At 66.5% G+C, this 19,091-nt stretch carries 15 protein-coding genes and 1 tRNA gene; 11 read left to right on the top strand and 5 right to left on the bottom strand.

Annotated features, from left to right (window positions below; translation table 11 throughout):
• The first annotated feature begins 45 nt into the window (after positions 1 to 45).
• From ACFV4R_RS08485 to ACFV4R_RS08475, 3 genes are read left to right on the top strand one after another with little or no spacing between them, the layout of a single operon-like run.
• Positions 46 to 1,449: an MFS transporter gene (locus ACFV4R_RS08485; protein WP_377201923.1), complete on the top strand. Its 1,404-nt coding sequence runs from the start codon at positions 46 to 48 to the stop codon at positions 1,447 to 1,449.
• A 39-nt stretch (positions 1,450 to 1,488) separates the two neighbouring features.
• Positions 1,489 to 1,971 carry a cation:proton antiporter regulatory subunit gene (locus tag ACFV4R_RS08480; RefSeq protein ID WP_056081463.1) on the top strand — a complete coding sequence of 161 codons (483 nt, stop codon included), beginning with the start codon at positions 1,489 to 1,491 and terminating at the stop codon, positions 1,969 to 1,971.
• 5 nt (positions 1,972 to 1,976) lie between these two features.
• Complete coding sequence (locus tag ACFV4R_RS08475) at positions 1,977 to 3,158, top strand: cation:proton antiporter (RefSeq protein WP_377201922.1); 1,182 nt, start codon at positions 1,977 to 1,979, stop codon at positions 3,156 to 3,158.
• A gap of 58 nt (positions 3,159 to 3,216) precedes the next feature.
• On the opposite strand, the gene dcd is transcribed toward ACFV4R_RS08475, so the two are convergent.
• Positions 3,217 to 3,792 carry a dCTP deaminase gene (dcd, locus tag ACFV4R_RS08470; protein ID WP_015938813.1) on the bottom strand — a complete coding sequence of 192 codons (576 nt, stop codon included), beginning with the start codon at positions 3,790 to 3,792 and terminating at the stop codon, positions 3,217 to 3,219.
• A gap of 133 nt (positions 3,793 to 3,925) precedes the next feature.
• Here dcd and ACFV4R_RS08465 point away from each other — a divergent pair, with 133 nt between their 5' ends.
• Positions 3,926 to 5,713: a CAP domain-containing protein gene (locus ACFV4R_RS08465; RefSeq protein WP_377201921.1), complete on the top strand. Its 1,788-nt coding sequence runs from the start codon at positions 3,926 to 3,928 to the stop codon at positions 5,711 to 5,713.
• A gap of 85 nt (positions 5,714 to 5,798) precedes the next feature.
• On the opposite strand, the gene ACFV4R_RS08460 is transcribed toward ACFV4R_RS08465, so the two are convergent.
• Positions 5,799 to 6,260 (bottom strand): SRPBCC family protein, encoded by a 462-nt coding sequence (locus ACFV4R_RS08460; protein WP_377201920.1) that lies wholly within the window; start codon positions 6,258 to 6,260, stop codon positions 5,799 to 5,801.
• A 240-nt stretch (positions 6,261 to 6,500) separates the two neighbouring features.
• On the opposite strand from ACFV4R_RS08460, the gene ACFV4R_RS08455 reads away from it, so the two are divergent.
• Both ACFV4R_RS08455 and ACFV4R_RS08450 read left to right on the top strand, forming a co-directional pair.
• Positions 6,501 to 6,574, top strand: a tRNA-Gly gene (locus ACFV4R_RS08455).
• A 304-nt stretch (positions 6,575 to 6,878) separates the two neighbouring features.
• The gene (locus ACFV4R_RS08450; RefSeq protein WP_377201919.1) at positions 6,879 to 8,129 is read left to right on the top strand and encodes an amidohydrolase; all 1,251 of its coding nucleotides are present in this window, start codon (positions 6,879 to 6,881) and stop codon (positions 8,127 to 8,129) included.
• A gap of 2 nt (positions 8,130 to 8,131) precedes the next feature.
• On the opposite strand, the gene ACFV4R_RS08445 is transcribed toward ACFV4R_RS08450, so the two are convergent.
• Positions 8,132 to 9,553 carry an MFS transporter gene (locus ACFV4R_RS08445; RefSeq protein ID WP_377201918.1) on the bottom strand — a complete coding sequence of 474 codons (1,422 nt, stop codon included), beginning with the start codon at positions 9,551 to 9,553 and terminating at the stop codon, positions 8,132 to 8,134.
• Between the two features lie 133 nt (positions 9,554 to 9,686).
• Between ACFV4R_RS08445 and ACFV4R_RS08440 the strand changes: the two genes are divergently transcribed.
• Together ACFV4R_RS08440 and ACFV4R_RS08435 are read left to right on the top strand one after the other, a co-directional pair.
• Positions 9,687 to 10,541: a LysR family transcriptional regulator gene (locus ACFV4R_RS08440; RefSeq protein ID WP_045732473.1), complete on the top strand. Its 855-nt coding sequence runs from the start codon at positions 9,687 to 9,689 to the stop codon at positions 10,539 to 10,541.
• Between the two features lie 147 nt (positions 10,542 to 10,688).
• Positions 10,689 to 11,003 (top strand): hypothetical protein, encoded by a 315-nt coding sequence (locus tag ACFV4R_RS08435; protein WP_377201917.1) that lies wholly within the window; start codon positions 10,689 to 10,691, stop codon positions 11,001 to 11,003.
• 114 nt (positions 11,004 to 11,117) lie between these two features.
• Here ACFV4R_RS08435 and ACFV4R_RS08430 read toward each other — a convergent pair whose 3' ends face one another.
• The gene (locus ACFV4R_RS08430; protein ID WP_377201916.1) at positions 11,118 to 14,651 is read right to left on the bottom strand and encodes a proline dehydrogenase family protein; all 3,534 of its coding nucleotides are present in this window, start codon (positions 14,649 to 14,651) and stop codon (positions 11,118 to 11,120) included.
• Positions 14,652 to 15,072: 421 nt separating this feature from the next.
• Positions 15,073 to 16,536: an amino acid permease gene (locus tag ACFV4R_RS08425; RefSeq protein WP_377201915.1), complete on the bottom strand. Its 1,464-nt coding sequence runs from the start codon at positions 16,534 to 16,536 to the stop codon at positions 15,073 to 15,075.
• Between the two features lie 152 nt (positions 16,537 to 16,688).
• Here ACFV4R_RS08425 and ACFV4R_RS08420 point away from each other — a divergent pair, with 152 nt between their 5' ends.
• The 3 genes from ACFV4R_RS08420 (at position 16,689) to ACFV4R_RS08410 (ending at position 19,089) form a co-directional block, all read left to right on the top strand.
• A complete protein-coding gene (locus tag ACFV4R_RS08420) occupies positions 16,689 to 17,600 on the top strand; it encodes a LysR family transcriptional regulator (RefSeq protein WP_377201914.1) in 912 nt (303 codons plus the stop codon).
• Positions 17,601 to 17,685: 85 nt separating this feature from the next.
• On the top strand, positions 17,686 to 18,111 hold the full coding sequence (gene panD, locus ACFV4R_RS08415; RefSeq protein ID WP_377201913.1) for an aspartate 1-decarboxylase: 426 nt from the start codon (positions 17,686 to 17,688) through the stop codon (positions 18,109 to 18,111).
• Positions 18,112 to 18,162: 51 nt separating this feature from the next.
• The gene (locus ACFV4R_RS08410) at positions 18,163 to 19,089 is read left to right on the top strand and encodes an AEC family transporter (RefSeq protein WP_377201912.1); all 927 of its coding nucleotides are present in this window, start codon (positions 18,163 to 18,165) and stop codon (positions 19,087 to 19,089) included.
• Positions 19,090 to 19,091 lie beyond the last annotated feature (2 nt).

Genomic DNA, 19,091 nt, shown 5'->3' with positions numbered 1-19,091 from the left:
GGCGCAGTCCGCGATCTGTTCGCGCTCGGCGGATACGATGCAGCTATGAACAGCGCCAGCGCTCCCCGGGCCACGCAGCCGTCCTCGGAACTCGCATCCGGCAACCAGGCGTCCAGCAAGGGCCGCATCCTGGCCTGGGCGTCCTGGGACTGGGGTTCGGCAGCCTTCAACGCCGTGATGACCACCTTCGTGTTCACCGTCTACCTGACGTCCAACGCTTTCGGCGGCAAGGACGAAGCCTCGGCGGTCCTCGGCGCCGCCCTCGCCGTCGCGGGCCTCGCCATCGCGCTGCTGGCACCCGTGACCGGGCAGCGCTCCGACGCCGGCGGCAGGCGGAAGCTGTGGCTGGGAGTCAACACGGCCGCCGTCGCCGTCCTCACCGCGCTGTGCTTCTTCGTCTTCCCGCAGCCGGAATTCCTCCTGCTCGGCGTCACGCTGATCGCCCTGGGCAACGTGTTCTTCGAATTCGCCGGGGTCAACTACAACGCCATGCTGGCCCAGATTTCCACCCCCCGGAACATCGGCAAAGTCAGCGGCATCGGCTGGGGCGCCGGGTACCTGGGCGGCATCGTGGCACTGCTGATCGTGCTGCAGCTGTTCGTCCAGCCCAGCTTCGAGTGGTTCGGCGCGTCCACCCAGGACAGCCTGAACATCCGGCTGGTGGCCGTGTTCTCGGCCCTGTGGTTCTTCATTTTTGCCCTGCCGGTCCTGTTCGCCGTCCCGGAACTGCCCCGGACCGGCCAGGCAGCCCGCCTCGGCATCGTGGCCAGCTACCGGCTGCTCTTCCGACGGATCCGCGCCATCTACGCCACCAGCCCGCACACCATCTACTTCCTGCTGGCCAGCGCCGTGTTCCGTGACGGGCTGGCCGCAGTGTTCACCTTCGGCGGCATCATCGCCGCGGGCACGTTCGGGTTCGAGCTGTCACAGGTCATCTTCTTCGCCATCTTCGGCAACGTGGTGGCAGCAGTCGGAGCCATCATCGGCGGGTTCCTGGACGACAAGGTGGGCCCGAAGACCGTCATCATCGGCTCACTCGTGGGCCTGCTAGTGGCAGGCACCGTCATCCTGGTACTGGGTAACGGCGACTATTCCTTCTTCGGCATGGATTGGGCCGGCAGCACCACGTTCTGGGTGTTCGGCCTGTTCCTCTGCCTGTTCGTAGGTCCGGCGCAGTCGTCATCGCGTGCCTACCTCGCCCGGCTCGCGCCGCACGGAGAGTCCGGCGAACTGTTCGGTCTCTACGCCACCACCGGCCGGGCTGTGAGCTTCCTGGCACCGGCCCTCTTCACGCTGTGCATCACGGTGGCAACACCGCTGGTGGCGGCCGGAGAGGCGCAGCGCTGGGGCATCCTGGGCATCATGGTGGTCCTGCTCGCCGGGCTGCTGGTCCTGCTGCCGGTGAAGTCGCCGGACAAGGCTCCCATCGCCGTCGTCCCCTCCGCCTGACACCACCCACGCAACGCTCCGGAAGACTAGGCTTTAACCATGAACGTGGACGAAACGAACCTTCCCGGCCTCGGCCGCCGGAAGGACTTCATGACAGCTTCCGGACGCCGGATCGGCGTGGTGGAGCTGAGGGAAGGCCAGACCGAGCTCATCGTCTCCACGTGGGACGATCCCGATACCTGCCAGGCCTCCATTCCGCTGACCAGCGATGAAGCCGCCACCCTGGGCAACCTGCTGGGCGGCCAGCACCTCGCCATGAAGCTGACGGAAGAGCACAAGGACGTCCCGGGCATCGTCACCCGGCAGTTCTCCATCGCCCCGGAGTCCCCGTTCCAGAACCAGCCCATGGGCAAGGCATGCATCCGGACCCGGTGCGGCGTCTCCATCGTGGCCATCATGCGCGAAGGGGAGGTCCTGCCCTCGCCCGGACCCGACGTGATCCTGCATACCGGTGACCTGCTGGTTGCTGTCGGAACCCTGAAAGGCCTCGATTCGGCAGCCGACATCCTGCGCCACGGCTGACCCCTATGGACCCGCTGGCCCTGACCCTCATCGAACTGGGGGCCGTTGTGTTCTGCCTTGGCCTGTTGGCCAGGCTGGCCGGACGGATAGGAATGTCACCCATCCCGCTCTACCTGCTGGGCGGGCTCGCTTTCGGAGCCGGTGGCGTGGTGAAGCTCGAAGGCATGCACGAGTTCGCACACCTTTCCGGCGAGATCGGCGTCATCCTGCTCCTGCTTATGCTCGGACTGGAATATACGGCGGCGGAGCTGTTCACGGGCCTGCGGCGGTCGTGGCAGGCCGGCGTCCTGGACCTCGTGCTCAACTTCATTCCGGGAGCAGCGCTGGCCCTGCTCCTCGGCTGGGGCGGTGTGGGGGCCATGGTGATGGGCGGCGTCACCTACATTTCCTCGTCCGGAATCGCCGCGAAGGTCATCACGGACCTTGGCAGGCTGGGCAACCGTGAAACACCGGTGGTGCTGTCCATCCTGGTGTTCGAAGACCTGGCCATGGCCGTCTACCTTCCCATCCTGACTGCCACCCTCGCGGGCGTCAGTTTCCTGGGCGGGCTGACCACCGTGGCCATCGCGTTGGCTGTGGTCACTGCGGTGCTCATGGTGGCGCTGCGGCACGGCCACCATGTGTCCAAGGCCGTGCACAGCGAAAACTCGGAGGTGTTCCTGCTCAACGTGCTGGGCGCCGCGCTCCTGGTGGCCGGGCTGGCCTCTGCCATGCAGGTCTCCGCAGCGGTGGGCGCCTTCATGCTCGGCATCGCCATCTCGGGCGCCACCGCCCACAACGCCACCCGCATCCTCGAACCGCTGCGCGACCTGTTCGCCGCCATCTTCTTCGTGGCGTTCGGGCTGAACACCGACCCCACATCCATTCCGCCGGTACTGGGCTGGGCCCTGGTGCTGGCGGTGCTCACTGCCGGAACCAAGATGGCCACCGGAATCTGGGCGGCCAAACGCGAAGGGATTGCCCGGCCCGGACGTTTTCGGGCCGGTGCCACGCTCATAGCCCGCGGCGAGTTCTCGATCGTGATCGCCGGGCTGGCCGTCGCCTCAGGCGCCGTACCGTCCAACCTTGCCGCCCTGGCCACCGCCTACGTCCTGCTGATGGCCGTCATCGGCCCGCTGGCAGCGCGCTTCGTGGAACCCCTGGTCAAGGCGTCATCGCGGGCGCGGCAAATCCCGGCGCAGGCGTAGGCTCCCGCGGCACCTGCCGGCGGGCTTTAGCGGGATCGCCCGCCGGTGCCTGGTTCCGCTAGATGCGGGTGCGGTGGAAGTTCAGGTGGCTCCGGCTGGCGGTTGGGCCGCGCTGGCCCTGGTAACGGTTTCCATATTCGCCCTGGCCGTAGGGGAATTCCGCCGAGGAGCTGAGGCGGAAGAAGCAGAGCTGGCCGATCTTCATGCCGGGCCACAGTTTGATGGGCAGCGTGGCCATGTTGGACAGTTCCAGCGTCACGTGCCCTGAGAAGCCGGGGTCGATGAACCCTGCGGTTGAGTGCGTCAGGAGCCCCAACCGGCCCAGCGAGGACTTGCCTTCCAACCGGGCGGCGATGTCATCCGGGAGGGTGACGGTCTCGTAAGTGGAGCCCAGGACGAACTCGCCCGGGTGCAGGATAAAGGCCTCGTCCTGCTCAACCTCCACCAGCCGCGTCAGCTCCGGCTGCTCCTGCGCGGGGTCGATGTGGGCGTACTTGTGGTTGTCGAAAAGCCTGAAGAACTTATCGATCCGGACGTCCACCGACGACGGCTGCACCATCGCGGGCTCGAACGGTTCCAGCACGATCCGCTGGGAGTCTATTTCGGCACGAATATCGCGGTCTGAGATCAGCACCGTCCCAAATTACCGTATGGGATATCCACAGCCACATTCTTTCGTTGTTGCTGTTGTCCAGTGGGGCTAGTGTTGCCTCAGATACACAGGCGCCGGATGGTCTCCCGGATGGCCCAACAGAGCTGGGGATGTTGTGAATAAATTAGTCGCGCCCTCTTTTATTGGCGTGCTCTGCGCGCTGGTGCTCGCCTCCTCGACGGCGGGGCCAGCCCCGCTGCCGCTGGATTCGAACCGGCAGGTGGCATCGTCAGGACCGTCACGCGTCTCGCTGGGGGCGGCCACCGGAGACGGCGCCGGCACGCCCGGCGCGGGAAGCAGCCCCACCGGCACCGCCCTCACCCCGGCTGTTGATCCGGACATCCGGGTGGCTTCGCCCACCCCGCCGCTGGATGCGGCACCGCCGGCGGCCCCTGCGGCCGCCGCGGTCGGACCGGCGCTGGACATCAGGCCGGCCCAGGAACCGTCCCCCGCGCCATCAGCCGAGTCCACCGGCGCTTCGGGACCCGTCACTGCGCAGCCCGCTGCCGAGGTCCCGTCCATACCCCCGCTGTGGGCACCCGACGCCGAACTGGCCTCCCCGCCGCCGCCGGCAACATCCGGGCCCACCACTTCCGGGCCGGCAGCCTCCGAAGCACTTGCAACATCCCCGGCCACGGAGGCACTGGTCAAGGACAACAACTCCGCAGCGATCCTCACCGTCTTCACCAAGATCAACGAGTACCGGGCGTCCAAGGGCTTGAAACCGGTGAAATACAACCCCACCGTTGCCGGCCTCGCGCAGGACTGGTCGGACAACATTGCCTCACGCGAGGTCATTGAGCACCGCGCAAACTTCTGGACAGATCCGCGCGCCATGAACCCCAACAACGGCGCAGGCGAGGTCATCGCCATCCGGACAGACAGGGATGCCGCCCAGCTGGTGGAGTGGTGGAAGGGCTCCCCGGGGCACAACGCTATGCTCATTGACCCCCGGTTCAACGTCATGGGGGCCGGCATCTCGTACACCAACTCCACTTACCAGATCTGGGGTGTGGTGAACTTCTTCGGCTACACCACCCTCCCGGCCGGCACCGTGGACTCGCCCGGCGGTTCCTCCTCCGGCGGAGGCTCCCCTTTCCCAGCGCCGGCACCCACCCTGTGCGATGCCACGGGGCGGCACATGCCTCCCACCCTGGACCTGAGTGCCGCGGCCATCACGGGGCCCGGCGACCTCGTCACCGTAAATTCATCGGGCCAACTGCTCAACAGGGCCTCAACAGGTGTCCGCACGTACGCCGCCGCCAAGGTCATCGGTTCAGGCTTCAGCGGCGCGAAGGAAGTCTTCGTCACCGACTGGGACCGGGACGGCGCCTACGACCTCGTGACCCAGTGGACCAACGGGAACGTCACCCTTCATCTCGGCATTCCGGCTGGAGGGTTCCAGGCAGCAATCACCCTGGGGTCCGGCGGCTGGCAGTCCCTCACCCTCGCGGTGGGAGGCTGGTGCGCCAACAACAGGATGCCGCAGATCCTGGCCCTGGACGGCAGCGGGAACCTGTTCCTCTACCCCAACAAGGGCACCAACGACCTCTCGGCAAGGGCATTGATCACAAGCGGCATCAATGCGTCCCGCCTGGCGATGGTGGACTACGACGCCGACGGCTTCCAGGATGTCCTCGCCCTCCGCGCTGATGGCGCGGTACAGCTCTACCGCGGTTGGGGAACCACCACCCTCCGTGCCGAGGCACGGCCCACGGTGGCCACCGGCTGGCAGGATGTCACCGGCATCAGGGCGCTGAAGAACGTGACCGGCCTGAACTCCACCGGCGTCGCGCTCCGCAGGGCTTCCGATGTTGTGCAGTACTGGGACCTCTCGGGCGGAAGCCTGGCGTCGCCGTCGAACATTGCAGGGTCTTGGACCGGCCAGCGGCTGGCGCAGTAAATTCCGCGCAGTAAGTACCAGGGCGAAAGGCGGCGAACCCGCCGGGGAACGGCGGCTGGAAGCCGGTGGCCCGGAAGTCGCCGGGTCAGCTGACGGTCTGCAGCTCCAACACATCCTTGAGCCGGTCCAGCTGGGACACCTCGGCGCGGACCCGTCGCTGGGCGATCCTGTTCAGTAGGCCGAACCGGTCAAGGAAGGAGAACGGGCCTTCCGGCCGGGCTTCGAGCGCGTAGCGGAGCCGGGTGCCATCGTTCTCGGTGCTGAGGTAGTAGCCGCCCGAACGGTTCGACGGGCCGGAGGTCACCCGGAACTGGATTTCCGCGCCGGGCCTGGCCTGGGTGATTTCCAGCTCGGCCGGAATGCTGAGCCCTGAGCGTCCCGCCACCATCTTGCGGTACACGGCCCCTTTGGTGCCGGCAGAGCCCTGCACCAGCTTCACGTTCCGGACGGATTCGCACCAGCCGGGCAGGTTGGTGGCGTCCAGCAGGTACAGGTACACGGCCATGGCGTCACGCCGGATGAGGACCTCGTGTTCTGCGGATGCCATGGGGATCTTTCTGTGGTTGACGCCGGCATGCTGCCCGGACCGCCTCCCCCTGGCGCCACAGCATTCCGGTTCAGGTTAGCCAGCCCGCCGGGTGCCAACCTAGCCAGATGCGGCGACGTTATTGAAGAGTTACTGGATGACGTGCCGGACCTGGGACACGGCTGGAACTGCCGGCCCCGTGGCCGGACCGCCGTTCCATCTGCGCTAAGCTAAGTTCTGCCCCGCAGATGCGGCGGCAACGCGGCTGTAGCTCAATGGTAGAGCGCTAGCTTCCCAAGCTTGATACGCGGGTTCGATTCCCGTCAGCCGCTCCAGTTCCCCAAGCCAGCCCTGCCGAGTGATGTTTCCGGTGGGCCACATCAATAACTACAAAGCGGCGGTCCACAGCCCGTCCCACCTCCGGAACTCCTCCGGCAAGAGATCAGCCAAACCTTGCTGCCGTTTCCTGCGCGGGTGATTGTTCAGCCGCGCACCTTACGGGCTGTCGCCGGCAAGGCCATACTTTTACCCCGTCCGCCGACGGTTTTGCGGTCGGTGAACGCCCGGCCTTCGGCCCTCGCTTCGCCTGCCTCCGGGCGTAGGGTCGCAAAGCAAGCGAACCCGTACGTAAGGACTGTCATGACAAAGGTTTTGGACGACGTTGCCGCGGTGGCACAGGACCTCGCAGGAGTTTACGAGGATCTGCACCAACATCCCGAGCTGTCCGGAGCCGAAGTCCGGACCGCCGGGATCGTGGCCGAACGGCTCACCGGGCTGGGCTGGGAGGTCAGCGCCGGAGTCGGCGGGACCGGCGTCGTAGGCGTCCTGCGGAACGGGGACGGACCCACAGTGATGCTCCGAGCCGACATGGACGGCCTTCCTGTCCTGGAAAAATCAGGGCTTGGCTACGCCAGCACGGCGCGCGGCACCAGTCCCGACGGAGCCGACGTACCGGTGATGCATGCGTGCGGCCACGACGTCCACGTCACCTGCCTCCTCGGTGCGGCTGCGCTGTTCAGCGCCCATCTCCCGGCTTGGTCCGGAACCATCGTGGCAGTGTTCCAACCCGCCGAGGAAACCGGCGCCGGCGCCCGCGACATGGTGGCGGACGGTCTCTTTGAGCGTTTCCCCCTGCCGGACGTTGTCATGGGACAGCACGTGGCCCCGTTCCCGGCCGGCGCACTGGGTGTGCATGCCGGACCGGCCTTCGCCGGGTCCGACAGCTTTGCTGTGACGCTGTTCGGCCGGAGCGGCCACGGCTCCCGTCCGGAAACCACCGTGGATCCTGTGGTGATGGCCGCGGCCACCATCATGCGGTTGCAGGGGCTGGTGTCCCGCGAGATCGGCGGCAACGAGACGGCTGTCCTCACCGTCGGCCAGCTCAACGCCGGCACCAAGGACAACATCATTCCCGAAGAGGCCAGGCTGGGCATCAGCATACGCACCGCGGATCCGGCGGTCCGGGAGCGGATGATCAGCGGCATGACCCGCATCATCAACGGCGAGGCCGCAGCTTCCGGGGCTCCCCAGCCGCCCTCGATCACCGCCGGGCAGCACTTTCCCGTGGTGGTCAACAACCACGACGCCACCGCCCGCGTACGCGAGGCGTTCGCCGCGAAGCTGGGCGGCGCCGTCGATCCCGGCCCCGTCACCGGCAGCGAGGACGTGGGCACCCTCGCCGCAGCCGCAGGAGCACCGTTGGTGTACTGGCTGCTGGGCGGCACCGATCCCGAGGCGTACGGCAGGGCGGTCGAGGACGGGACGGTGGCATCCACCATCCCGTCCAACCACTCACCGACTTTTGCCCCAGTCATCCGCCCTACCCTCGACGCCGGGATCTCGGCGCTCGTGGTGGCCGCGTTCGCTTGGGTAGGAAAACCCGAGGGGTAGGGCTACGCAGGCGCCGTCCGGTCCATGATCCGGATCGGCCGGCGCCGGTCCCGTACGTCCACCTTCAGGTACAGTGAGCCCTTCCGTGCCAGGACGATGCCCACCACAACGGCCGCGAGCGCAGGCACCCCGCCGGATACCAGGAGGGCAATGTGCGGGTCGGCGTGTTCGGCGATCCACCCCAGCATCGGACCGCCCAGCGCCTGGCCGCCAATGAGCACCATGATGTACAGGCTCATGACGCGCCCGCGGATCCCCATGTTTGAGCTGATCTGCACCAGCTGGTTGGAGCCGGTGAGGAACATCAGGCACCAGAACCCGGACAGCACCATCACGGCCCCGAACGTTGCCAGCGAGGGCGCCAGCGCGGCCAGGCACAGCATGGCCCCATACATTCCCGCACAGAACACCACCGAGCGCAGCCGCAGCTGGCGGCGCCGGGTCGAGGCGATGGCGCCGGCCAGTGCCCCGAGGGCCACCAGCGCGTTCAGGAGGCCATATCCGCCGGCTCCCACACGGAAGACGTGGTCGGCAAAGGCTGCGAGGATCACCGGCAGGCTCATGGCGAAGACGGAGATGAATCCGGCCATCAGCCAAGGCCAGTAGATGGTGGGCTTGCTCAGCGCATACCGGAGTCCCTCGCGCAGCATGCCCTTGCTCTTGGGGGTGGGGGCGCTGACGTGCAACTGGTCCTTGCGGAGGATGAGCAGCATCGCCACGGTGGAGCAGCAGGCCACCGCGTTGGCTGCGAACGCCCAGCCCGCACCCACGGCTGTGAGGAGCAATCCGGCCAGCGCCGGCCCGATCAGCCCGCCCAACTGGAACGTGGTGGAGTTGACGCTGATGGCGTTGCGCAGGTGGGTGGGACCCACCAGTTCGTTGACGAATACCTGGCGGGCGGGCTGGTCGAGCACCGTCACGAGTCCCAGGATCAGGGCAATCACGTAGACGTGCCACACTGCGATGGCGCCGGTCAGGGCTAGCGTGGCGAGCAGGGCAGCCAGGACCGCGGCCATGCTCTGGCACAGGATCAGGATCTTCCTCTTGGCGAACCGGTCGGCAATCATGCCGCCCCACGGGCCCAGCAGCAGGGACGGCAGGAACTGCAGCGCCACCGTGAACCCCACGGCGGTGACGGACCCGGACAGTTGGAGGACCAGCCAGTCCTGGGCGATGCGCTGCATCCAGATGGCGATGACGGCGATGAAGTGGCCCACCGCGAAGATGCGGAAGTTGGGCACGCTGAGGGAGATAAACGTGTGCTTCCACGGCAGGCGTTCCGCGACGACGGGCACGGGCTGGGTGAGCGCGTCCCGGTTCCGGACGCCGGGGGCTTGCGGGGTGGGCGGCAGGGCCGGTGCTGAACTCGCGGAATCGATGACGGGCTGGCTGACGGTTGCCGACGACGGCGGTGGGGGTGCCACAGGTTTGTCCTCAAAGTGGGTGCGGTCCGGGATGTCCTTAACGCTATGGTGGCGCTAGCAGATTATGGAGACGTATTGTCCCTATAACTCGTATTGCAAACCGCAATACGACGCGCAGCCAATGGAGTCCACCGTGTTCGAACCAGCCCAACTCCGCTCGTTCCTGGCCGTTGCCGAGACCCTGAGCTTCACCAAGGCGGCGGACCGGCTGGGGCTGGCCCAGCCCACCATCAGCCAGCACATCCGCAAGCTGGAAACCGCCGCCAAGCGTGTCCTCATCACCAGGGACACCCGGGACGTGCGGTTGACGGATAACGGGGACGCCATGGCGGGTTTCGCCAGGAACATCCTCTCGGCCCACGACGCCGCGGCCCGCTACTTTTCCGGCTCGGCGATGCGGGGCCGGCTGCGTTTCGGCACGGCTGACGATCTGGCCATCACCGGGCTGCCCCGGATCCTGCGCGAGTTCCGGCAGATCTACCCGCAGATCAACCTTGAACTGACTGTGGGTCAAAGCGATCAGCTCTACCGCAAGCTCAACGCCGGGCAACTGGACCTGGTGTTCGTCAAGTGGGTGGCCGGGGCCAAGGACGGCACCGTGGTCCAGCACGACTCCTTCTCCTGGGTGGGCCTGGAGCAGACGTCCCTCGAACCGGGCGCACCAGTGCCGCTGATCGCCTACCCCTCCCCCAGCCTCAGCCGGAAACTTGCCATCGACGCTCTCGAAGCGCACGGCCGGACCTGGCGGATCACCTGCACTACCCGCCAGATCAGCGGCGTCCTGGCCGCGGTCCGGGCCGGAATCGGCGTGGCCGTCATGCCGTCATCGCTGGTACCGGAGGACCTGAAGATCATCACCCGCCGGTTCGACCTGCCCGCGGTGGGCGATGTGGATTTCACCCTGATCCGGAACCCGCTGGCCAACGCGGAAGTCATCGACGCGCTTACGCAGTCCATTGTGGGGCGGATCATCAACCGCCAGGGGTGAGCAGGCAAGGAAGAGCCGGGAGAAATCTTTCATTGATGTCAGATCGTTGCATAATCTATGCTGGTTTCTCCAAGGTCAAGCAGCAGGCCTGTTCTAAACTACGGGCGCGCCTGCACACCATGGCACGCCGCCCGGGACAGGCAGCCAATGACGACAGCCAGGAACACCCATCTCAGCGCCGCACACGCCCGCCCGCACACCAGCATCCGGCCGGCAACGCGTCAGTCCAACCTCGGCAGCGGCCATGCCACCACCGATTCGGGCTACATCGGAAAGCCGACCTGCGAAAAGTGCCGGACGGACGAATTCATTTACCTTGAGTCCTATATCCCGCCCACCTACCGGCACGACGGGTCAGTCGCGGCACTGGGCGAGGTAGCCTACAACTGCACGCGGTGCGAGGACTTCTCGGCCCACAGCGTGCCCGTGACATGGACTCCGCCAGGCTGGTACCTGGGCTGACATTCCACGGGCCGGGCGGGCCGGAACAAACGTTCCCCCGCAAACCCAACCAACAACGAGGCCGGGCGGCCACCATCAGGTGGCCGCCCGGCCTCGTTTGTTCGTGCGGGCCTGCTAGATCAGCGCGTCCGAAAGGTGGTTCGGGGTGCCGAACCGGTGGGCGGTGATGCTGACTGCCTGCTCGTGCAGGAACGGCAGCAGCTCAACCCTGCCGGCTTCGGTCACCGCGTGGGAGTAGACAGCGATGTCGGGCCGCCCGCCCGTTGCTTCCGCGAGAGCCGGCGCGTCACCGCCCAGCAGCCGGATGCGGGCGCCGGACAGCTTGCCCGCGGAGGCGAGCCGCCCCGCCGAAGCCAGCCAGCCGGCGTCGGACTCCACCGTCAGGTCCACGTCGAGGCCAAGGAACACGGCACGCAGCTGGGCGGGAAGCTCGACGGCGGTGGACACGGTAAGCGGTGAACCCGCCAGCACGCCGGCCGCCACGGTCCGCACGAGGTGGGCCAGCGGCGCACCTTCGGAGAGGCGGATGGTGACCGGCAGGTTGCGGTAGCGGAAAATGTTGCGCTCCGCGCTCAGGCCTGAAACGTCCTTGGCGGTGCCGAACTCGCTGGCCCAGGCCTCGGCGTCGGACGCCAAGGCGCGCTGCACGGACTCAAGGTGGGCCGGCTCCAGGGCGGCGCCGGCGGCGTTGATGATCCGGCGGACGCCGGGGTGCGTGACGTCAGCCTTCGCGGATGCTTCGGCCGGGGTCCAGTCGCCCAAGCCCGCCAGGTAGTTGGGACCGCCGGCCTTGGTGCCGGCACCGACGGCCGATTTCTTCCAGCCGCCGAACGGCTGCCGCTGCACGATGGCGCCGGTGATGCCGCGGTTGACGTAAAGGTTGCCTGCCTGGATGCGGTCCAGCCAGATTCCCAGTTCCTCGGAGTTCAGCGAGTGCAGGCCTGCGGTGAGTCCGTACTCGATCTGGTTTTGGATGGCGATGGCCTCCTCCAGGGTCCCGGCGGTCATCACGCCGAGGACCGGGCCGAAGAACTCGGTCAGGTGGAAGTAGGAACCGCGATTGACTCCATACCGCACACCGGGGCTCCAGAGCCTGCCGGACTCGTCCAGCTTCTTCGGTTCCACTGCCCAGTTTTCGCCCTCGCCGAGGGTGGTGAGGGCGTTGAGGAGCTTGCCGTTGGCGGGCTCGATGATGGGGCCCATCTGGCTGGTGGGATCCTGCGGGTAGCCCACCTTCAGGGAGGTGACGGCGTCGATCAGCTGGTTGTGGAACCGCTTGGACTTGGCAACGGAGCCCACCAGGATCACCAGGGACGCGGCGGAGCACTTCTGGCCGGCGTGGCCGAACGCGGAGTAGGCCACGTCCTTGGCCGCAAGGTCCAGGTCGGCGCTGGGGGTGACGATGATGGCGTTCTTGCCGCTGGTTTCGGCCAGGAGCGGCAGGTCCTTGCGGAAGGACCGGAACAGCTCTGCCGTTTCGTAGCCGCCGGTGAGGATGACGCGGTCAACGGCCGGGTGGGAGATGAGCTGCGTGCCGAGCTCCCGCTCGCCCAGCTGGACCATAGTGAGGACGTCCTTGGGGACGCCGGCTTCCCACAGGGCCTCTACCATCACGGCGCCGCTGCGTGCGGCCTGCTTGGCAGGTTTGATGACGACGGCGGAGCCGGCGGCAAGTGCCGCGAGGGTGGACCCTGCCGGGATGGCGACCGGGAAGTTCCACGGCGGCGTGACAACGGTGAGCTTCGCCGGGACGAACGTGGCGCCGTCGACCCCGTCCAGCTTGCGCGCGGACTCGGCGTAGTAGTGCGCGAAGTCCACCGCCTCGCTGACCTCGGGATCGCCCTGGTCGATGGTCTTGCCGGTCTCGCTGGCCATCACCTCGAGGAGATCGGCGCGGCGGGCTTCCAGGGCGTCGCCGGCGCGGTGCAGGATGTCGGCGCGTTCGGCGCCGGAAAGGGCGCCCCAGGCTTTGCCCTTGTCGACGGCGGTTTCGATGGCCGTGTTGAGCGCCGCTTCGTCATTGATGAAGGCAGCCTTCACCGAGGCGTTGCCCAGCGTGGAGGCCGGAACGCGGTCCAGGATGGCCCGGCCCCAGGTGCGGTTGGCGGGCAGCGACGGGTCAGTGTCCGGGGTGTTTTCGAAACTGTGTTGTGCCTGATCGGCGCGAGGCCCGGCTGCGGCGGGAAGACTGCGGTTCTGCCGTCGGTTGGGCGCCGGAACACTGTTGTCCAGGGCCTCCAGAGAAGAGAGGAAGCGCTGCTTCTCGCGCTCGAACAGGGATTCGTTCTTGTCCAGCTCGAATACTGCCGACATGAAGTTGTCCTGGCTGGCGCCTTCTTCGAGGCGGCGGATCAGGTAGGCGATGGCGACGTCGAACTCCGCCGGGTGCACCACGGGCGTGTAGAGGAGAAGGGAGCCGACGTCCTTCTTCACGGCTTCGGCCTGGCCCTGCGCCATGCCCAGCAGCATCTCGAACTCGATGCCGGACTCAATTCCGCGCTGCTTGGCCAGGAGCCAAGCGAAGGCGATGTCGAACAGGTTGTGGCCCGCCACGCCGATGCGGATGTTCCTGATCCGCTCGGGGTGCAGCGCGTAGTTGATGACGCTCTTGTAGCTGGTGTCCGAGTCCTGCTTGGAACCCCATGTGGCCACGGGCCAGTCGTGCAGCGAGGCTTCCACCTGCTCCATCGGCAGGTTGGCGCCCTTGACTACACGCACCTTGATGCCGGCGCCGCCGTGGGCGCGGCGCTCCGCGGCCCAGTCCTGCAGCCGGATCATCGCCGAGAGCGCGTCCGGGAGGTAGGCCTGGAGTACGATGCCGGCCTCGAGGTCCTTGAACTCGGGCTTGTCCAGGATCCGGGTGAAGACCGCGATGGTCATGTCCAGGTCCTTGTACTCCTCCATGTCCAGGTTGATGAACTTGGCCTTGCCGCCGGTGCTGCTGCCGGGGGCGGCAAACGAGGCCGCGCGCTGGAAGAGCGGGGTGAGCTTTTCGACGACGTGTTCCACGGCTTCGTCGAAGGCCCATGCAGAGTGGGGGGCCACGGTGGAGGAGACCTTGATGGAGACGTAGTCGACGTCGGGACGCGCCAGCAGCGTGTGCGTTCCTTCGAGCCGGCGGGAGGCCTCGTGCTCGCCGAGGACTGCCTCGCCGAGGAGGTTGACGTTGAGCTTGATGCCGTCCTTTTTGATCTTGGCGATGGCGGGGCCCAGTTTGGCGTCGGTGGCGTCAACGATCAGGTGGCCCACCATTTCGCGGAGCACCTTGCGGGCTGCGGGGATGACCACCTGGGGCAGTGCCGGGGCCATGGTCCCGCCGAGCGCCACGGCGCTGCGCATGTACCAGGGCAGGAAGGCCGGCACCTTGGGCGCCAGCGCGGCCAGGTTGCGGGCGGCCACGTTCAGGTCCTCGGGGCGTACCACGCCGTCCACGAAGCCGACCGTGAAGTCCAGGCCGTTGGGGTCCTTCAGGACTCCGGCCAGCTGTTCGGCGGAGGCATCCACCGGAACCTTCGCGGCCTCGGTGAGCCAGTGCCGGACCAAGGCGACCGCCTCGGCGGCGAGGGCCTTGGCCTGGGGGACGTCGACGTCGACCGTCTGCGGGGTGGCCGCGTGGGTGACTGCCGGTTCCATTGCAACGTGGGTCATGGTTTTCCCGATCTTTCCTTGGGTGTGGGAGGAGGTCTTTTCATCAGTATGCGCTCCTGATCACATAAGATAAAGCGACCTTTTCCAACCAATACAGGTTAGGAAAACCAATGCTTTTAGTGGACCAAACGCCCGCTCACTTCTGGTGCGTAAAATCCAAACGCCCGCTCAATTGTGGCGGTCTAAGTATCGGCGGATTCCGGTCCGCAGAACGTACACTTCCGCACCCCAGACAGCCTTAAATGGACCAGCCCTCCCGCACGTGACGTGCAGGAGGGCTGGCAGGCGGAGCCGGCGTGAGCGCGCGTTCGCCGGAAAGCCACCACAAGTGAGCGCGCGTTCGCCGGAAAGCCACCACAAGTGAGCGCGCGTTCGCCGGGAAGCCGCCACAAGTGAGCGCGCGTCGCAGGGGTGCCGGGGGTCAGGCGAGGGGGCGGTGCATTTCCTCGATTTCCTGGTGCCGCGGGCTGTTGGGGTTCATCAGCGAGTTCTTGCGGCCATAGAAGAAGTAGATGACCAGGCCGATGACCAGCCACACGCCGAACCGCAGCCAGGTTTCCCAATGCAGCTGCAGCATGAGGAACGCCGAGGCGAGGACGCCGAAGGCCGGCACCAGGGGCATCAGCGGAAGCCGGAACGTACGCGGCGCGTCCGGACGCTTGTAGCGGAAGATAATGACGGAAAGGCAGACGACGACGAACGCGGCCAGGATGCCGATGTTGGTCAGGTCCGCGACCTCCTTGATGGGGAACACGCCGGCCAGGAAGGCCGAGGCGATGCCGGCGATCCAGGTGACACGCTGCGGGGTGCCGTTGCGGTCGGTCTTGGCGAACCAGCCCGGAAGAAGCCCGTCGCGGCTCATCGAGAACCACACGCGGGTGACACCCAGGAGGAACGTCAGCATCACGGTGAGGATGGATAACACCGCGAAGACGGAAATGATGGTTGCGATCACGGGCAGCCCAACCGAGCTGAAGGCGGACGCGAAGCCGGCCTTGGGGTCGATGTCCTTGTAATTCTGCATGCCGGTGAGCACCAGGGTGGCGGCCACGTAGAGCAGCATGGCGACGATGAGCGAAAGGATGATGGCCTTGGGCATGTGCTTCTTGCCGTCCTTGGCTTCCTCCGCCGCGGTGCTCATGGCGTCATAGCCGAAGACCGCGAAGAACACGGTGGCGCTGCCGGCAAGCACGGGGCCGAACCCGGAGGGCATGAACGGGTTGTAGTTGTTGGTGTCGATATAGAAGACGCCGAGGCCGATGATGAAGAGGATGAGGATGACCTTGATGGCCACCGCCACGAGCTCGAAGCGGCCGAAGGCCTTGGTGCCGCGGGACAGGATCCAGGTGACCAGGAGGCAGACCAGGATGGCGGGAATGTTGACGATGCCGCCCTTGCCCTCATCCACTGTGGAGGTCATCCAGATGGGCATATGGATGCCGATTCCGGACAGGAATGCATCCAGGTAGCCGGAGATGCCGATGGCCACCACGGCCACGATGGCAATGTACTCCAGGAGGAGGTCCCAGCCGATGAACCAGCCGATCACCTCGCCGAGTGCCACGTAGCCGTAGGTGTAGGCGGAACCGGCGCGGGGAATCATGCCTGCGAATTCCGCGTACGACAGTGCTGCCGCGGCGGAGGCCAGGCCCGCAATAAGGAAGGAGATCAGCACCGCGGGCCCCACTCCCGGGTTGCCTTCGCTCCCTGCGGCCACCAGCCCCGCGAGGGAGAAGATGCCGACGCCGATGATGCCGCCAACGCCGATGGCGGTGAGCTGCCAAAGGCCCAGCGACTTAAAGAGGCCGCTGTGTTTGTTCTCTTCTTCGATGTCATCAATCGGCTTTCGCCGCATGATGGACTGGCTCATATCTCTAGTGCTCATCAGGAACTCCTGCTGTGGGGTGCTGCCCCGCCGCGGCACGCCGGGAAGGCTGTGACGGGGGTAACTCAGTCCCAACAGTATGCAAGCCTGTTTGCATTAGATAAAGTGACTACTTCTAACCTATATTCATTAGTTTCAGTTAGGAATTCCCCATGCTTGACGTACGCCGGCTGCGCCTGTTGCGGGAACTGAGCATCCGGGGGACGCTGGCCGAGGTGGCGGAGGCACTGCAGTACAGCCCGTCGTCGGTATCCCAGCAGCTTGCCCTCCTGGAGAAGGAGGTGGGCGTGGAATTGCTGCGGAAGACCGGCCGCCGCGTGCAGCTCACCCCGCAGGCCGAGGTGCTGGTGGCACATACGGCGCAGCTGCTCGAAACCATGGAGCAGGCCGAGGCGGATCTGGCGGCCTCGCTGACAACTGTTACGGGCACGGTGCGGATTGCGGTTTTCCAGTCGGCGGCCCTGGCGCTGATGCCGGACACCCTCACCCGGATGGCCAAAACCTACCCCGAAGTCCGGATCGAGATGATCCAACGGGAACCGGAGACGGCACTTCACGAAACGTGGGCCCGCGACTTCGACCTGGTCATCGCCGAGCAGTACCCCGGCCACGCGGCTCCCCGCTACCCGGAACTGGACCGCGTGAAACTGACCACCGACGCCATCCGGCTTGCGGTCCCGGCGTCCGACGGCGGCGCAGCCATCCGCGCGCTCGCGGACACCGCGGAACTCCCCTGGGTGATGGAACCGCGGGGTGCCGCGTCGCGCCACTGGGCGGAACAGGCGTGCAGGAGTGCCGGGTTCGAGCCGGACGTGCGCTTCGAGACGGCAGACCTGCAGGCGCAGGCCCGGCTGATTGAATCCGGCAACGCTGTGGCACTGATGCCGGACCTGGTGTGGACGGGCCGCGGCACCACCGCCCGGCTGCTGGAGCTCCCGGGCAAGCCGCACCGCACCATCTTCACGTCGGTGCGCCGCTCCAGCGCGCAGCGGCCCGCCATCCTGGCAGCAAGGGAAACCCTGGCCGCCGCTGCCGCCGCGGTGGCGGGGGACGACGCAAGCTAACCGCCCGCCGTCGTGCGCTGACTGATCTGTGGGTGTTCCGTGCGTCACTGCGGCGGCCCGGCCCCGGCGCTAGACTGGAGCCGTTATGAATCGAACCATGTTCAAGTCCAAAATCCACCGGGCCACCGTCACCCACGCAGACCTGCACTACGTAGGTTCCGTCACCGTTGACCTGGACCTGCTGGAGGCAGCTGACATCCTGCCGGGCGAGCTTGTCTCGATTGTCGACATCACCAACGGAGCACGGCTGGAAACCTACACCATTGCCGGCGAGCGCGGCTCCGGCGTCATCGGCATCAACGGCGCCGCCGCCCACCTGATGCACGAGAACGACCTCGTCATCCTCATTACGTATGCGCAGATGACCACCGAGGAAGCCAAGGCCTACGAGCCGAAGGTGGTCCATGTGGACCAGAACAACCGCATCATCCAGCTGGGGAATGATCCCGCCGAGGGCATTGCCCCCGGCATGATGCGTCCGCCGTTCGCACTCAACAACGCCGCCCTGTAGCCGGGGCGTGAGACCGGGGACTCTTTTCCGCCGCCCGCCGCGGGTTCTTCCGTGCTAGGGGTACTTGCCGGTTTCTTCGTTGTCTGGTGCATCATCCTGGTGGGCTGGTTTGTTGGCCGGCAGAAGATCCTCGGCGACAACGCCCGCCAGGTCCTCAGCTCACTCACCTTCTTCGTTGCCAGTCCGGCCCTCCTGTTCGAAACCCTCAGCAAGGCCCGGCTGCAGGAGGTGTTCGCCGCGCCGCTGCTGGTGACCGCCGTGGCGGCCATCGCCACGGCTGCCATCTTCTTCACCATCGTGAAATTCTGGCTGAAGCGTTCGCTGCCAGAGTCCCTGATGTCCTCGATGTCCGCCTCGCTCGCGAATTCCGCGAACCTAGGTATTCCCATTGCGGTATATGTCCTCGGTGACGCCAGCTATGTTGCGCCGCTGCTGATCTTCCAGCTGGCCTTCTTCACGCCGGTGTTCCTCATGATCCTGGACTCCAGCACCAGCTCGCACAGGACCACCCCGCTCGGCTTCGTGGTGATGATCCTCCGGAACCCGATGATCGTGGGTTCGGCGCTGGGCCTGATTGTTGCCGGCACCGGTTTCAAGGTGCCCGAGCTGGTCATGGAACCCATCCACCTGATTGGCGGTGCCGCGATCCCGGCCATGCTGATCGCCTTCGGCATGAGCCTGAACGGGACCCGGCCGCTGCAGGCAGCGGCCGGACGGCGCGTGGACACCCTGCTGGCCAGCACATTCAAGCTGGCCGTCCAGCCTGCCCTGGCCTACGTCTTTGCCCGGTTCGCCCTGGGAATGGACGGCCACGCCCTGTTCGCCGTGGTGGTGACGTCCGCCCTGCCCACGGCACAGAATGTGTTCGTGGCGGCCAGCCGCTACAAAACCGGCCTCACCGTGGCCAAGGACACCGTGCTGATCACCACCGTGGTGGCTGTTCCGGCGATGATCGGCGTCGCGCTGTTGCTGGCGTGACA

It is taken from the genome of Pseudarthrobacter sp. NPDC059871, from assembly GCF_042731175.1.
In the GTDB taxonomy this organism is placed as follows: domain Bacteria; phylum Actinomycetota; class Actinomycetes; order Actinomycetales; family Micrococcaceae; genus Arthrobacter.
Note: the sequence above shows the minus strand (reverse complement) of the source record. Positions and strands in the feature narration are given on the sequence as shown.